This is a genomic window from Proteiniborus sp. DW1 (assembly GCF_900095305.1).
In the GTDB taxonomy this organism is placed as follows: domain Bacteria; phylum Bacillota; class Clostridia; order Tissierellales; family Proteiniboraceae; genus Proteiniborus.
In genome coordinates this window covers 1-16,332 of record NZ_FMDO01000058.1, presented here as the reverse complement: position 1 = coordinate 16,332, position 16,332 = coordinate 1, and the positions used below count along the sequence as shown (strand labels likewise).

At 32.5% G+C, this 16,332-nt stretch carries 16 protein-coding genes; 14 read left to right on the top strand and 2 right to left on the bottom strand.

Annotated elements, in window-relative coordinates; all coding sequences use genetic code 11:
* Positions 1–321 precede the first annotated feature (321 nt).
* The 3 genes from DW1_RS14305 (at position 322) to DW1_RS14290 (ending at position 4,021) form a co-directional block, all read left to right on the top strand.
* The gene (locus DW1_RS14305) at positions 322–1,152 is read left to right on the top strand and encodes an alpha/beta fold hydrolase (RefSeq protein ID WP_074351578.1); all 831 of its coding nucleotides are present in this window, start codon (positions 322–324) and stop codon (positions 1,150–1,152) included.
* Positions 1,153–1,641: 489 nt separating this feature from the next.
* Positions 1,642–2,511, top strand: coding sequence for an AraC family transcriptional regulator (locus DW1_RS14300; protein WP_074351576.1), 870 nt, complete (start codon positions 1,642–1,644; stop codon positions 2,509–2,511).
* 679 nt (positions 2,512–3,190) lie between these two features.
* Complete coding sequence (locus tag DW1_RS14290) at positions 3,191–4,021, top strand: endonuclease VIII (protein ID WP_074351574.1); 831 nt, start codon at positions 3,191–3,193, stop codon at positions 4,019–4,021.
* Between the two features lie 164 nt (positions 4,022–4,185).
* On the opposite strand, the gene DW1_RS14285 is transcribed toward DW1_RS14290, so the two are convergent.
* A complete protein-coding gene (locus DW1_RS14285; RefSeq protein WP_074351572.1) occupies positions 4,186–4,524 on the bottom strand; it encodes a LysM peptidoglycan-binding domain-containing protein in 339 nt (112 codons plus the stop codon).
* 331 nt (positions 4,525–4,855) lie between these two features.
* On the opposite strand from DW1_RS14285, the gene DW1_RS14280 reads away from it, so the two are divergent.
* The 5 genes from DW1_RS14280 (at position 4,856) to DW1_RS14260 (ending at position 10,885) form a co-directional block, all read left to right on the top strand.
* A complete protein-coding gene (locus tag DW1_RS14280; RefSeq protein WP_074351571.1) occupies positions 4,856–5,617 on the top strand; it encodes a threonine/serine exporter family protein in 762 nt (253 codons plus the stop codon).
* Positions 5,614–6,060 carry a threonine/serine exporter family protein gene (locus tag DW1_RS14275; protein ID WP_074351569.1) on the top strand — a complete coding sequence of 149 codons (447 nt, stop codon included), beginning with the start codon at positions 5,614–5,616 and terminating at the stop codon, positions 6,058–6,060. The genes DW1_RS14280 and DW1_RS14275 overlap by 4 nt, the downstream gene beginning before the upstream one ends.
* Positions 6,061–6,350: 290 nt before the next feature.
* Entirely contained in the window at positions 6,351–8,603 is a 2,253-nt protein-coding gene (gene helD, locus DW1_RS14270) for an RNA polymerase recycling motor HelD (RefSeq protein ID WP_074351567.1), read from the top strand.
* A 438-nt stretch (positions 8,604–9,041) separates the two neighbouring features.
* Positions 9,042–10,118 carry an NlpC/P60 family protein gene (locus DW1_RS14265; protein WP_074351565.1) on the top strand — a complete coding sequence of 359 codons (1,077 nt, stop codon included), beginning with the start codon at positions 9,042–9,044 and terminating at the stop codon, positions 10,116–10,118.
* A gap of 296 nt (positions 10,119–10,414) precedes the next feature.
* Positions 10,415–10,885, top strand: a complete 471-nt coding sequence (locus DW1_RS14260) for an acyl-CoA thioesterase (protein WP_242942514.1) — start codon at positions 10,415–10,417, stop codon at positions 10,883–10,885.
* A gap of 30 nt (positions 10,886–10,915) precedes the next feature.
* On the opposite strand, the gene DW1_RS14255 is transcribed toward DW1_RS14260, so the two are convergent.
* The gene (locus DW1_RS14255; RefSeq protein ID WP_074351562.1) at positions 10,916–11,287 is read right to left on the bottom strand and encodes a YbaN family protein; all 372 of its coding nucleotides are present in this window, start codon (positions 11,285–11,287) and stop codon (positions 10,916–10,918) included.
* 325 nt (positions 11,288–11,612) lie between these two features.
* Between DW1_RS14255 and DW1_RS14250 the strand changes: the two genes are divergently transcribed.
* The 6 genes from DW1_RS14250 (at position 11,613) to DW1_RS14220 (ending at position 16,081) form a co-directional block, all read left to right on the top strand.
* Entirely contained in the window at positions 11,613–12,563 is a 951-nt protein-coding gene (locus DW1_RS14250) for an amidohydrolase family protein (RefSeq protein ID WP_074351560.1), read from the top strand.
* A 465-nt stretch (positions 12,564–13,028) separates the two neighbouring features.
* Positions 13,029–13,316 (top strand): ATP-binding cassette domain-containing protein, encoded by a 288-nt coding sequence (locus DW1_RS14240; RefSeq protein WP_074351559.1) that lies wholly within the window; start codon positions 13,029–13,031, stop codon positions 13,314–13,316.
* A 44-nt stretch (positions 13,317–13,360) separates the two neighbouring features.
* Positions 13,361–13,594: an ATP-binding cassette domain-containing protein gene (locus tag DW1_RS14235; RefSeq protein WP_074351557.1), complete on the top strand. Its 234-nt coding sequence runs from the start codon at positions 13,361–13,363 to the stop codon at positions 13,592–13,594.
* Between the two features lie 199 nt (positions 13,595–13,793).
* Entirely contained in the window at positions 13,794–13,952 is a 159-nt protein-coding gene (locus DW1_RS15365; protein ID WP_159433600.1) for a hypothetical protein, read from the top strand.
* Positions 13,953–13,956: 4 nt separating this feature from the next.
* Positions 13,957–14,550, top strand: a complete 594-nt coding sequence (locus DW1_RS14225) for an ABC transporter ATP-binding protein (protein WP_074351555.1) — start codon at positions 13,957–13,959, stop codon at positions 14,548–14,550.
* Positions 14,551–14,638: 88 nt separating this feature from the next.
* A complete protein-coding gene (locus DW1_RS14220; RefSeq protein WP_074351553.1) occupies positions 14,639–16,081 on the top strand; it encodes a potassium/proton antiporter in 1,443 nt (480 codons plus the stop codon).
* Positions 16,082–16,332: the final 251 nt, after the last annotated feature.

Here is a 16,332-nt window from a genome sequence, read left to right as displayed (position 1 = left end):
AAATATAAAAAACAACAGAAATTCTTCTGTTGTTTTTTATATTTATGCGATAAAGGAAGAAAGGAAATTACTTTCTTAGAGATTATCACAGAATGATAAAATACAAAATCACCAAGGGGCAAGATTACTACCTGGACTAATTGAATAATCTGTAACACTGAGGGAAGAAGAGTCTTGTATACAGTTTGATGAGGTAGGGCTTTTGATAGAAGCTTTTCTCATAACGAGAAAGTGGTGCTGATAAAATCTATAGGGATTCTGGTACGAATATAATTTCGGCTGAATATCATATTATCAGATATTTTCCGAGGAGGGATATAAGTGGGGTACTATATTAATGTAGAACCTGGTGTCAATATTTATGTAGAAGATGTTAACCCAATAGGCAACAAGACAATTTTGCTAATTCATGGATGGCCGGGGAACCATAATCTGTTTGAATATCAGTTTAATCAATTTCCTAAGTTAGGGTACAGATGTATAGGCATAGACCTTAGGGGATTCGGACTGTCTGATAAACCTTGGAGTGGATACGATTATAACCGTTTAGCCGACGACATTCGCTGTGTAGTTGACGCTCTTAAATTAAAAAATTTCACTCTTGGAGGACATTCAACAGGAGGAGCAATTTGTGTAAGATACATGGCTAGACATAAAGGCTACGGAGTATCAAAACTGGCTTTATTTGCTGCTGCAGCACCTAGTCTGATCCAAAGACCATATTTCCCATATGGTTTGCAAAGGCAAGATGTGATAGATATTATCCAAGGTATATACAAGGACAGGCCAGAAACCTTGAAAGAGTTTGGTAGTAAAGTATTTCATAACTATGTTAGTCAACCATTATCAGATTGGATTTTTCAACTGGGTTTGCAGGCTGCCAGTTGGTCTTCTGCATCTGTTGCAAATACATGGCTTGGCGAAGAAGGTTTATTTAATGACTTGAAAACAATTAAAGTTCCAACATTGATTCTTCATGGACTCAATGACCAAATATGTCTTTTCTCTTTAGCCATTTCACAAAAGCACAGTATTAAAAATTCTAAACTTGTACCGCTTGAATCATGTGGACATTTTCTATTCTACGATCAACAAGAAAGATTCAACGAAGAATTAATACAATTTATTGAAGAAAAGTATGAAGGTAAATAATAATGAATAGCTTAAGAATTTCTTTATTTAGCATCTTCTAAAAACAAATCTATTTGTAAGGTGAATAAGGAATTTTCTAGTTTATTTAGTGTCATTATAAGGAGTTATTGTATATTGAAATTTTTTATTTAATTGTGCAACAGTTTTCTTTATGTTTCATTTTAAACATAAAGAATCAATACTTAATAGCTACAGTAGCTATAATGAATACTTTGAGATACACAAAAATTGTTAATTCCAAATAACCCCACCCCTATCTAGTACTAGTTTAAATAATATTTAAAACTATACCTAACACTTTATAAAAATAGACATAGATTTATTTTGAAAATATTATTAGAATAGTTATATATAGAATAATTGAAGGATTAGTATTAAGAATATATTATTTAGGAATAGTGTTAAAAAATAGTGACCCGACATAATGCGGCATAGAATATCGAGTTGGGCTATTGTGAAAAGTGTATGATTAAACTAGGAGAGAGAAAAATGGATTGGATTAAAAGATTGAACGAGTCAATAAACTATATAGAGGAAAACCTTGCAGGTGAAATATCCTATGAGACTATTTCAAGAATTGCTGGATGTTCTATTTATAACTTCCAAAGAATGTTCTCATATATAGCAGACAAGTCGTTGTCAGAATATATAAGAAATAGACGTTTAACTATGGCAGCCTTTGATTTATTGAATAGTACAGAAAGAATAATTGATATTTCTTTAAAGTATGGTTACGAGTCTCAAGACTCATTTACCCGAGCATTTAAAAATTTCCATGGAGTACTGCCTTCAAGTGTAAGGAACGAGACAGTTCAGTTAAAGTCCTGTCCTAAGATCTCTTTTCAAATAACGATAAAAGGAGAGAATCATATGAACTATCAAATTGAACAATGGCCTGCATTTAAAGTAATGGGAGTATCACACAAAGTAAAAACGGCATCTGCCTTTGAGACAGTTCCCGGTATTTGGGAAAACGCATGGAAGGACGGAACTATGAATTTGTTTATTGAGAATTTCCCAGACTATAGACCTTCAGGTTTTCTAGGAATTGCCCAAGGAGGGCAATGGGGTGAATCAGAGGAAATGGAATATATAATAGGCATTACAAACTATGTTAATGCAGAAGATTGCACACATGTCCCAGTGCTTGATGGAATGAAAGAATTTGACTATCCTGCTGCTACATGGGCGATTTTTGAAGCAAATGGAGAATTACCTGGAGCAATACAGAAAGTTTATAAACAATTTTATACTGAGTGGCTTCCTAACTCAGGTTATAATTTAGCTGACCTGCCAGTTATTGAATGTTATTTGCAGGAAAACCGTCAAGAGATTTGGGTAGCAATTACAAAGAAATAAAGAGACGGGAAACAGAGTAAGAGATGTGAAAAACAAAGGGTTGTAGTAAAAGGTATAAGAGACTTTGCTACAACCCTTTATTATAGAACCTTATTGAAAATATTTACTTGACATATAAGTCATTTACTAGCTTCCTGTACTCTTATAGTGTTTTATTCCAAAACTCCATACAAAATTAGAAAAGATAAAAAACGTAGCTCCTGCAGGAAGAGCAAGTAGGCCCTTAAGATAGCTTTCACCCCATCCGCAGACAGCAGAAGTTGGGTAATAGCTTATAACTAACATTGGCATAAAAAAGGAAAGTAATCGAAGCCTCTGAAAAAAGTTTCTGCAAGACCAAAGCTTGTAACCGCCATTGCATAAACAAGTAGTATTCTTTCCACTGATCAGACTCCTATACTTCCAAAGCGAGAAAACATAAATATAAGGCTAATTGGGTCAGTTATACAACAATCATTGTTTGGAGGACCATTATAGGCCACCCTTTATACTGTAGTCCTGAAAGGAAGTTTAGTCGAATATATCTAAAATAGAGTTTTAAAGGGCTCTTTGTCAAAGTTTTTTTACTAAGGAAGACAATAAGTTAGCTCTCTACTATTATTTGTTGATAAAATTTAGATATCGCTATTTAAAATAATATGGTAAAATGACTATAAAATAGTATTTTGGGGGGATAGTCTTGTTAGAAATACCTGAGGCTTTGACAATTGCTAGCCAGATTAATAACACAATAAAAGGAAGGAAAATAGTTAATAGCATTGTAAATTATAGTCCACATAAATTTGCCTGGTATCATGGTGATCCTCAAGGATATAATGAGCTTCTTAATGGGAGTACAATTTTAAATGCAACAGCATATGGTGGGCTAGTTCGTATCCAGTTAGATTCGGCAGTGCTACTAATAGGTGATGGAACAAATTTAAGATACCACAGACAGGGGCAGAAGGCTCCTATAAAGCATCAGCTCTTACTAGAATTAGATGATAATTCTAAGGTAAGTGCCACAATTCAAATGTATGGAGGTATATGGTGTTTCAGAGATGATGCTGAATTCGATAATATATATTACAAAGTTGCACGGGAAAAGCCATCTCCACTATCAGATGAATTTAATGAAGCGTATTTCAACAAGTTAGTATCTCCAGAAGACGTGAAAAAGTTAAGCGTAAAGGCATTCCTTGCGACTGAACAGAGAATACCAGGGCTAGGCAATGGTGTATTGCAGGATATATTATGGAACGCATATATTAATCCAAGATCCAAAGTAAGCACATTAAAGGATAAGCAAGTTTATGAATTATATAGAGCTATTAAATCTGTGTTATTAGAGATGGTGGAGTTTAATGGCAGAGACACAGAAAAGGACTTCTTTGGGAATAATGGTGGCTATAAGACTATGATGAGCAAAAACAGCGTAAATTCCCCATGCATAAGATGTGGAACTATTGTAAAAAAAGAGAATTATTATGGTGGAAGTATATATTATTGTGAGAAATGTCAACCAAAGTAAAATAAATAACTAGATAAAAGAAGTAAATGATTTTAGAAGAATAAGAAAGTACTTATCCGACTGATGGTTAGTATAATAATTGCCAGTATGGCTAAAAGAAATGTTGGTGCGAGGCTAGTCATAAATAACCCCTAAGAATAACTATTCCTAGGGGTTATTTATGACTAGCGAAGTGATGCAGTTACAACTAATTGTTGACCTACATATATTAGCTCAGGTGTAGCAAGATAGTTGAATTTAATTAGATTTTCCACAGAGGTTCCGTACCTTCTAGCTATTGAGTACAATGTATCCCCTTGTTTGACAGTGTAAATAATAGCTTCTGGAGGAGACTCAGCAATGAATATAGCTTGGCCTGGGTAAATAATATTAGGATTTATATTTGGATTAAAGTGAAGGATAATAGGGACTGTTGTATTGAATTTCCTTGCTATTGAATACAATGTGTCGCCATACTCAACAATATATACAAAACTACATAAGGCTGGCATTAGTATTGGCATATTATCACTCCTTTGTAGCATTATATGCACTGCAAAATATTTTTCTACATCAACAATAAGCCAAGAGATACAGATTTGAGTTGAATGATAAAAGAAATTTAATATATCGCTATTTAAAATAACATGATAAAATTAATATGATATAAAATAGGGTTTTAGGAGGGATTTGTGATAGAAGCAATTGAAGCTATAACAATTGCTAAGCAGGTTAATAACACAATAACTGGTGCTTAATCTTCATTTACTTTTTATATAGATATGTTAGTACATATTAGTTATAATATTATTTAGTTCATGCTTATTGAATCATAATATGGGGGAGATATCTATAATGTTAACTGAGGAATTGTTATGTTGTGTATTGGATATCGGAGAGCAAATGTTAGTTAGTGGCGCTGAAATCAATAGGGTAGAGGATTCTATCAAGCGTATTTGTAAATCTTATAATGCAAAAAGAGTCGATGTATTCACAATTACATCAAGTATTGTTGTAACCTTACAAAGAGAAGATGGTTGTACTTTTACCCAAACTAGAAGAATCCATAAGTACTCTACTAATTTAGATAAAGTGGACAAGCTTAACAGCCTTTCACGTTATATATGTAGCTACACACCTGAAGCAAATTATATTGCTAATGAGTTAGCTGAAATAAATAAAGGAAAAACCTATGGTCTTTTTGTTGAATATATTGTCTATGCATTAAATGCAGGGGTTTTCACTGTTTTTTTCGGAGGAAGCTTTAGAGATGCTTTAGTTTCTTCTGTGATAGGTATACTACTGAAATTAACAATCGTTTTAACTCAAAAGATAGATACTAACATACTGTTTGTTAACATAATTTCTTCATTTGTAGTTGGATTATTTGCAATATTATCTGTTAGTGCAGGAATCGGGGAAAGCATAGATAAGATTATTATAGGAAATATTATGCTAATGATTCCAGGTATTGCTTTAACTAACTCTATTAGAGATATAATTAGAGGGGATACTATATCAGGGCTGTTTAGACTTTGTGAGGCGATTGTCATGGCCTTGTCAATTGCTGTAGGATTTGGCGTTGCATCAATTTTTTTTGGAGGTATACTTAGATGATTTATACCATTCAAATTATAATGGCTTTTTTAGGTTCCTTAGGATTTTCAATGCTTTTTAATATAAGAGGAAGGAAATTGTGGTATGCTGCTATAGGCGGTATGTTTTCATGGATAATTTATCTATTGCTTATATTTTGGCTTAAAAGTGAGATGTCACGATATTTTATATCCTCTATGATAGTTACAATATATTCTGAAGTACTGGCTCGTATAGAGAAAACGCCAACTACTACATTCTTAACTTCTTCCGTGATTCCTTTGATTCCTGGACGCTCACTATATTATACAATGAGCTATGCTGTTAATGGCGCACTTGACAAGTTTGCAAGTAGTGGCGCACAGACGGTAGGTCTTTCAGCATCAATAGCGGCTGGTATTATGGCTGGTTCTTCTTTGTTTAGAGTGTTTATGGTAATACAGCAGAAATTGAAAAAACAGTGATTATATTTAAGTGTTAAACTTTAATTTGATGTCTAATAAGTAAATGCATTTAGACTATGGTTAAATGATGATAAATACTAAGGGCTTACATCTTTTGATGTAAGCCCTGCTATTTTTTCAACTAATTATAATTTTTATTGACATAAGAAAACAAGAGTGATAAAATAGATATGATATCGCTAAATATAATAACACAATATATCTACCCAATTATATTATATACTTTAAAACAAACAATGTCAATAGGTTTTAAAAATATTTTTTAAAAATATTTATCAGGAGGAGAATACATGAAAAATAATGAAATTGAGTGGAAGCTTGAAAATGAATGGCTAAAAAATGTACTTGAAGAAGCTCGAAAACAATATGATGAAAATCGGGATACTAAAGAAAAAATCAGAAGGGATGCAATTGATATACAAAAGGAGCTATGGGAGGATGTAGGGTCCGTTTCTATAGTTAACGGGCTAGAGCAGATTGCTGACTTTATGGGTTTCGTTAGCATTATGAAAATGCAGAAGAGAAGCCATGAGTTGACTAGAAGACTCCAGGAAAAATACGAGAGAATACTTTCATCGCCCTATTTTGGAAGAATAGACTTTCTAGAAGATGGAGAAGAGAAGTCTGAGAAGTACTATATTGGGTTATCAAATCTTATTAATGCTGACTATAATTTTCTTATATACGATTGGAGAGCACCGATTTCAAGTATGTTTTATGATTATGAAATAGGAAAAGCAAATTATCAATGTCCTGAAGGAATTATAGAGGGGAAGCTTACACTAAAAAGACAGTACAAGATTAATAATGGTAGAATTGAGTATATGTTTGACAGCAACCTAAAAATTGATGATGAAATACTTCAAGATATATTGAGTAAAAGTACTGACAGCAAGATGAAAGCAATAGTAACTACTATTCAACGGGAGCAGAATAGAGCAATTCGAAATGAGGAGTACAAAAATCTAATTGTTCAAGGGCCAGCTGGAAGCGGGAAAACTTCTGTGGCTCTCCATAGAATTGCCTATCTTTTATATAAGTACAGAGATAAAATAACTCCACAAAACATAGTTGTATTCTCTCCCAATGAAATATTTAATGATTATATTTCTAATGTATTACCACAACTTGGAGAAGATAACATGTATCAGACAACTTTTAAAGAATATATGCATAAGGTTTTAGGAAATGAACTCATGAAAGAAGACTATTGTGAAATGATGGAGTATATTTTGAGTTCAAGAAAAGGCCCTAATTATCAGAAAAGGATCAGTAATATAAAATACAAATCTTCCTTAGAGTTTATTGATGTACTAAAGCAATATGTAGCTCATGTTGAGAATATGGATAGAGACTTTAAAGATATTGTTTTTAGAGACAGATTAATAGTTTCTGCTGAGGAGTTAAGAGAACTGTTTTTCAAAGATTATGATTATATACAGCTTTCTGTAAAAAAGAAACTTCAAAAGGTAAAAGAAAGAATTTTATTTCTCATAGAGCCTTATAGAAACCAACGTATAGAGGAAGTAACTGAAGAGCTTTGGAACTCAGGTGAATATTTAGATAAAGTAGAGGTGTTTCAGAAAAGCTTAGCTATTGTAAATGAGGAAATGAAGGGCATATATCATGAAATCAATAAGATGACTAAGTTTGATATAGTTGATATATATAAGAATCTTTTTGAAAGTCCTCAGTTCCTCCATAGAAGTCCAAATACTAAATTCTGCGAGAAAGATATTACTGAGATTAGAAGCTATACCTTAGAAAATCTTAGAAACCGAAGACTTAATTATGAAGACCAACCAGCTCTTTTATACCTGAAAGGAGCTTTAGAAGGTATCCCCAAAACATCAGATATCAAATATGTCATTATTGATGAAGCACAGGATTATACACCACTACAGTATGAAATATTTTACCAGCTTTTTAACCATGCTAATATGACAATATTAGGAGATCTAAACCAATCAATTAATCCATTTATGAACCTAGGAGATTATTGCAATATTTGCAGTATATTTCCCCAAAATAATACATGTATAATAAACTTAACCAAAAGCTATAGATCAACAATGGAGATCACAAACTTTTCAAGAAAGCTTCTTAATAAGGAAATTACAGACGGCTGTGTTGAAAGAAACGGAGATAAGCCTATATTACAAGGGTTTCCTGGCGAAGAGGCTATAAATGAGAGGATTCTCGAAGATATTAAAACATATAAGGCGAAAGGATATAAATCTATTGGAATAATAACTAGGACTATAAAGGAAGGAAAAAAGGTATATAATTTCTTAAAAGATAAGATTCACATTAAAGCCATAATGAAAGACGATGATGAGTATGTAAGTGATACGTTAGTTATTCCAGTCTATCTAGCTAAAGGACTAGAATTTGATGCAGCGATTATATATAATGCAGGAAATGAAAATTACTATTGTGAGGAGGAAAGACTACTGCTATATACAGCTTGTACTAGAGCCCTTCATGTTTTATGTATTTACTATTCTGGAGAGATTACACCATTGTTGAAGGATAGGTATTAAAAGTCAGTTTTTCCTTAAGCAAATCAAACAAAATGGGTTTAAAAGCTGACCTATGGTAGAGAGGCAAATCTTTTACATGAAGTATAGTATAGTAAACTAAATAATAAGGTGGAAATACTCATAAAATACTGCTGTCTATAGAGACAGCATATTTTTTAAAAATTATATAAGGTAGGGTAGAAAAAAACCGAAAATGCTTTGATGGAATAGAGGTAGGAGTAAAAGTACCAATTTAGGCAGCAATAAGGAAAGAATAGTAGAGTGTTTGATTAAGGTAACAATGAGTTACGATACAAATTGGAATAACATGGATATAATGGAATAATGAAGTTAACATAAATGGTGTATTTTTTGATAATATATATGTAATTTAAAACTGACATATCTTTAATTATTGCTTCCATGTACAGATTTAACAAAGAAAGGATATGGTAACTAATGAAGAAACCATTTGTTAAGCTTCAGTTAGTATTCATTATTATGATTCTAGCTATTATGTCACTATCTCAAATTACTTATGCTGATGTAGCTTTGTCACAGAGCAATGTCAATATCCCTAGCGAATGGGCAAAAATACATATTGAAAAAGCTAAAGGAAACAATCTTATCCCAGAAACTTTACAATCAAGGTATAGAGCTAATATTACACGAGAAGAGTTTTGTCAGGTTGTTATAAATTTATACGAGGCATTGAGTGGCAAGGAAGGCATATTGCCAGAAAAAAATCCATTTACTGATACAAAAAATACACAGATTTTAAAAGCATACCAGCTAGGAATTGTAAAGGGTAAGGGAAATGGAAAATTTGATCCCTATAATACCATAACTCGAGAAGAAATCAGTGTGATGCTATACCAAACATTACAAATAGTAAGGCCTGGATTTAACTACCAAAAATCATACGATTATATATTTTCTGATACTGATATAATTTCATTGTGGGCACGAGAATCTGTCAGTTACTTGTATAGCTTTGGTGTAATAAGTGGAGTTGGAGACAACAGGTTTAATCCCAAAGGAACTACTACAAGGGAGCAAGCATTTGTTTTAGCTGAAAGAATGTATGAGAATGTTTTAGAAATTGAGAATGCATTGAGGAGTAACTCAAACGTATCAAGGGGGGGGTATAATAGGCAGGAAAGCAATAATAAGGCAAAACTAGCAAGCCTTATATCTCAAGAAATGGGCAAGCCCTACCAATGGGGTGCAACTGGACCTAGTAGCTATGACTGCTCAGGCTTAATATATTCCTTATATGGCAAGCTCGGTATAGAACTACCAAGAGTATCGAGAGATCAAGCAACAGCAGGAACTTATGTATCAAAAGAAAACCTAACATATGGAGATTTGGTGTTTTTCGCCCGAGATGGAAAGAACATCAATCACGTAGGAATATATGTAGGAGATGGTGGATTCGTTCATGCTCCTAAAGCAGGGGAGGTAGTGAAGATATCTACTCTTGCAACAGGATATTATGCCAAAAATTATTATACAGCTAGAAGAGTTCTTCCTTAAATATACACCTAGGTTTATAATGCTCTAATTGTTAGATGTTAGACAAAAATCTAATAATTAGAGCATTATAGAGTTTAGGGAGTGCTAGGCTAAATATAAAAAGGTAGGATAATAGGTTGAAAGTAAAACGAATTGGTATATTAAATTTAGAACTATTATCTTTTTATAAAATGGGAATTTTGATATAATAAAATAATGTAGTTTACATAGGTTAATAAATTTCAATAAACGAAATAGTATAGAACTGTTAACAAACTAAAAGTTATAATAAACTAAAAGTTATAATAAACTAAGGGGTGATTATCATTATAGGTAAGACAGTAAAACAGTCTGAGATAAATCTAAGAAACTTAATGGAACCTATTCACTCTAATATAGCTGGAAATGTTCATGGTGGAGAGATTATGAAGCTAATGGATAATGCGGCAGGAGTAGTAGCAGCACGACATTCAGGGAGAAATGTAGTGACTGCAAGGGTAGACAAAGTGGAGTTTCATTATCCTATACATATAAGCAACTTAGTGACATTTAATGCAAAACTAAGCTTCGTTGGGAATAGCTCTATGGAGGTTTTTGTTAAGGTTCTAGTAGAAGATTTTGCAAAAGAAGACTCGGCCAAAGTAGCGGCTACAGCCTTTTTTACCATGGTAGCCTTAGATGAAAATGGTAAGCCCGCAGCTGTACCTCCGTTAGAAATTACTAATGATGAGGAGCGCAGGTTATTTGAAGAAGGAAGGGAGCGGTACTTAAATAATAAAAAGAAATAGACAGTATGACAAGGAATAAAGTTAACTGCTTTATTCCACTTTTGTTTTTATCCTAAATATGAAATACCAATATTTCATAATTACAACAGCTATAATAAACACTCTAATATAAAAGTTGTCTAGCTTAATAAATGGAAACATTAGCATCAAATCTGATATAACCATTAGTTTAGCTTTTCTAGCAAATGTCATGGCTCTATCATTTACGAAGTCTTCTGCATAATTTTTATAGACTTTAGTATTTTTAAACCATCTATCAAATTTATCTGAGCCTCTTACAAAGCAAACTGAAGCTAATATTAAAAAGGGTGTAGTAGGAAGCACAGGTACTAATATTTCTATCATTCCTATTCCAGCAAATAGTATACCAATTGTGATAAATAAAAAGTTTAATAATTTCATTTTTATCTCCTGCTATTTAAAATAATATATTTATTTATACCCAGCATTTTTTAAAGTAGACAATATTTATCATAGAAGTTCTATCATACACTCTAAATTATAACAATTTCAATTGATGGAATATGACAAATCAGAGAGAAAAATAAAGCATTATAAAATGTAATAAAGTATATTAAATAAATAGCTGAATTACAAAAGAAAACTCCTAGTGAAATTAAGCGCTGAAAAAATATAAAGTTATATATATGTGGTTGACATATAGATATAAAACAGTTAGATTTAGTACAAATGATATATAATATTAATAGATGTGGGAGAGTTAGATATGAGCAATAAGGAAACTATATTATTTAAAGAAGGATTACAAGAAGGAAACTTGTCTAAATTAAGGCAGGTAACAAAGGGAGAAGTTCATAATCATTGCAGTACTGGTATGAGGTTTTCAGTGTTTAACAAGTGGGCAGGGGGGACTGCGATTAGAGCACCTAAAAAAATGAATGGTGTGAAAGAATTAAATGAATATATACTCAATGAAGTTATTAAACGTATCAGGAATGAAGAGGATATAGCTTTTTTAATTGAAGAGACTGTAAAAGAGGCCATAGAAGATGGTATAAAGATATTAGAAACCAGTATTGACTGCCATGAGTTAATGAACTTTACCGAGTATAACAACTTTTTCCAGATTATTTCCCAAATTAAAGACAAGTATAAAGACTACATAGACTTTAGACCAGAGGTAGGAATGGCAATAACTACTTCTAGAGAGAATTTAGATAAATACCTTATACCTTGTATAGAAAGTGGAGTATTCCTGTCCATAGATGCCTATGGTGAAGAAACTATGGAAGGCTATCAGAGATTAAAGGAGTATTATAAATATGCAAGAGACAAGGGGCTTAAGCTCAAGATCCATGCAGGACAATTTCTAGTAGCTGAACATGTGAGAACAGCTATAGAACTATTAGATGTAGACGAAGTTCAGCATGGTATAGGGGCAGTTTCAAGTGATTACATAATTGATCTTATAAAAGAAAGGAATATTAGATTAAATGTATGCCCAAGTAGCAACTACATTCTTGGAGCTGTTGAGGATATTAAAAAGCATCCAGCAAGAAGATTGTTTGATAAGGGCATAACTATAACAGTTAATAGTGATGATTTATTATTATTTGATAGTGGAGTGTCACAAGAATTTTTACTTCTATATAAGCTAGGACTATTCAATGAAGATGAGTTAGATGAAATAAGGAAAAATTCTTTACTATATAGATAATGTGTTTTTAAACTTAAAGGACTATCTAAAAACCTTGTTTTTAGATAGTCCTTTAAGTTTTATCCTCAATATTCACCTACTTTAAAAATTTTTCTAAAAGTATTAACAGAAATCTTAAACGGATGCATACTTGGTTACATAAGTAACTAGGTATACAAGCAACCAATGATGGAGGAGGGAAATTGCTTGACTTAAATTCGGACAAATCAATTCGCTAAAGTTTATCAAATAAATCCTGCTACTGCAAGAAAGGGACTCAATATCTTAGTATATGAAGAAATATTATATAAGAAGAGAGGATTGGGAATGTTTGTGGCAGAAGGGGCAAGAAAGAAGATATTAAAGAAAAGACAGGACATTTTTTTCAGGAAATATTACTTGAAATAATTCGAGAAGCTAATAGGCTTGAAATACCTATAGAAGAGATCTCAGAATATATATTAAAGCTTAAAGGGAGTGAATAGGATGATAGAAATTAAGGGTTTAAGCAAATTTTATGGTAGTACAAGAGTACTTACTAATATTAATCTAAAGTTGGAGGAAAACAAAATATATGGGCTACTAGGTAGAAACGGTGTAGGAAAAACAACACTACTAAATATTATCTCTAATCAAATAAATAAGAATAGCGGTGAAGTAAAACTATATGGTGAAGAGATATACGAGAACTCTAAAGACTTAGAAAAAATCTGTATAGTAAAAGAAAAAGGTTTTGGTGTAGATGATATTAAGGTTAAAAGGATTTTGAAATAGCTAAGATTCTCTTCAAAGATTAGGATGAAGGTTATAAAGACTTTTTGATAAAGGAATTTAATCTTAACACAAAAAAGAAATATAATAAGCTCTCACGTGGCAATCAAACTATTGTTGGACTTATTATAGGGCTAGCTTCAAGGGCTAGGCTTACTATATTTGACGAGCCATTACTAGGATTAGATGCTGCCTTTAGATACAAATTCTATAATCTTTTATTAGAGGATATACAAAACAACCCCAGGACAAGTAATTATATCTACTCACTTAATAGATGAAGTCACAAGTCTATTTGAAGAAGTGATCATACTAAAGGACGAAAATATTTTTGTTAAAGATGAAGTAGATAACTTACTTAAAAAGGAATATGCGAATGGTAGTACCAGCTGTTGACAGGATATTTGAAATTATTAACGATGACATAGAGTTGCATGTGCAATTATTATTGGAAGTGTTGCAATGATTTCGATGTTTTTTATGAATTGGCAGTTTGCTATTATAGCTATAGTTATTGGATTAATATCTGTTCTCATAAACTCTTTATTTAGCACGCCATTAAGAAAGGCTGGAGACTATGTGCAGAGTAAAATGGGTAAAATGACTCAAAGATTAATTGACATATTTAGATGGGTTTAACGAAATGAAAATATTCAACATAGAGAATAAGGTATTTAATAAGTATGATAGTGACAATAAAGGTTTGGCTGCAACGACTATTAAAAGAGGAAAAATAAATTCTACATTGGATGTAATCAATATTTTGTATGGAACTTTAAAGACTATTGGAATTCTAGTATTAGGATTATATATGTCTATGAAGGGGAAAATAGATGTAGGGACAATAGCAGCAATACTGCATTTGCAAGGAAACGCTAGCTATTTGTTTGAAAATATTGGAGGATTTATTGTTGGAATCCAAGGTTCCCTTGCAGGTGCAAGTCGAGTATTTGAGATGTTAAATAGTCCTATGGAATCTGATAATATTAAAGAATGTAGCCAAAATAATTATTTAACAAATAGTATGCTAGAGATGAAAGGCATATGCTTTGGATATGACGAAAGCAAAAAGGTACTAGATGGAGTTGATATAGCCTTAGAAGAAGGAAAGATGGCAGCCATAGTTGGTGCAAGTGGAGAGGGAAAGGTCGTAGAAAAGGGAAAACATCAAGATTTAATATCTGTACAAGGAGTATATAAGTATCTTTATGACCTTCAGATAAAAGGAAGCAATTAAAAAGAGACTTATTTTTTATAAAAATATGAATTATTTAAAGATATAAATAAAAGACTAATACCAGACTTAATTTTTAAGGAGATATGCTATGGATGCTTTATTAATTGTAGCGATTATCTTACTGGTATGTGTCATTTCAAGCAAGGTGCTATATAAATTTGGTATACCTACTCTTATAATATTTCTTGCTTTAGGAATGTTCATGGGGTCTGATGGACCTGGTGGAATATATTTTGATGATCCAATTATTGCCCGAGAGCTATGTAATATTGGGCTTTTATTTATTATCTTCTCTGGAGGCTTTGGAACTAATTGGGAGACTGCAAAACCAGTGACATTTCCTGCTACATTACTTGCTACTATTGGAGTGGTGCTTACTGCTTTTACCCTAGGAGCATTTTCACATTATATTCTAGGATTTCCATGGATATATGGCTTGCTCCTTGGTTCAATTATATCATCCACCGATGCGGCAGCTGTGTTCTCCATTCTACGCTCTAAAAAATTAAATCTTAAAAATGGTTTAGCACCCATGCTAGAAATGGAGAGTGGTTCTAATGACCCTATGGCTTATATGCTGACAACTATTTTTTTAGGTTTAATAACAGGAGAGGCACATAACATATGGATACTTTTGGCTAATCAGATTGTGATTGGAGCTTTAGTAGGCTTTATTATAGGAAAAGGGGCAGTATGGTTTATAAATCACATTAATCTTGATATAGATGGGCTTTATTCTATCACTGCCATAGCTCTTGTATTGCTATCCTACTCTAGTGCAGATATTCTTTCCGGAAATGGTTTCTTGGCAGTGTATATCACCGGACTTATTATGGGAAATAGTAGACTTGTTCATAAAACAAGCTTAGTTCGCTATTTTGATGGATTGTCTTGGCTTATGCAGATTTTTTTGTTCTTTACTTTAGGGTTGCTAGTATTCCCGTCTATATTGAAAAACATAGTTTTACCAGGAGTTGGAGTGGCACTTTTTATTATATTTGTAGCTCGCCCTTTAGCTGTATTTCCTATATTGGCTGTATTTAAGAGAACTAAGGAGGAGATACTCCTTGTTTCTTGGGTGGGATTTCGTGGAGCTGCTTCTATTGTCTTTGCCACATATCCTTTAACTAAAGGGATAATGCTGGGAGAGGAAATATTTAATATTGTGTTTTTCGTTGGTCTATTATCTGTTTTAATACAAGGGACTCTACTGGTTCCAATTGCTAAGAAGTTAGATTTAGTAGAGGATGAAGGGACTGTTCTAAAGACTTTTACAGACTATTCTGGTGAGATATATTCAGAACTATTAGAATTAAAGATTCCAGTCAGTAGTCCCTTTGTCGGCAAAGCCATAATAGATATTAATCTGCCTAAGGATGTATCATTTGTTCTAGTTAGAAGAAATGGCAGGATGATTACGCCAAGGGGAACAACGGTAATCGAAGCAGGAGATATGGTAATGATGGCTGGAGATCCAAAGATGCTTTTGAAAATTGAAGACGAGGCCATACAAAAAAAGAAAAAAAACTGAATTCAAAATCGTTATTTTTGTGAAACAGTCCATCTTCAAACTGTTCTTGTAAAAGAAGATGACTTAGAAAAGAAGGCAATTAAGTATGTAATAGACGAATCAGACAGATGAAGAAATTGCAAACGTGTTTTTGCTCTTAGTATCTGATGATTCAAGTTTAACAAATGGAGCAACTATATTAGCAGATTCATGCAAACTTATTATTGAAATATTATGAGCCTAGAGAATAACTCATAGGCTCACTTTTTTAT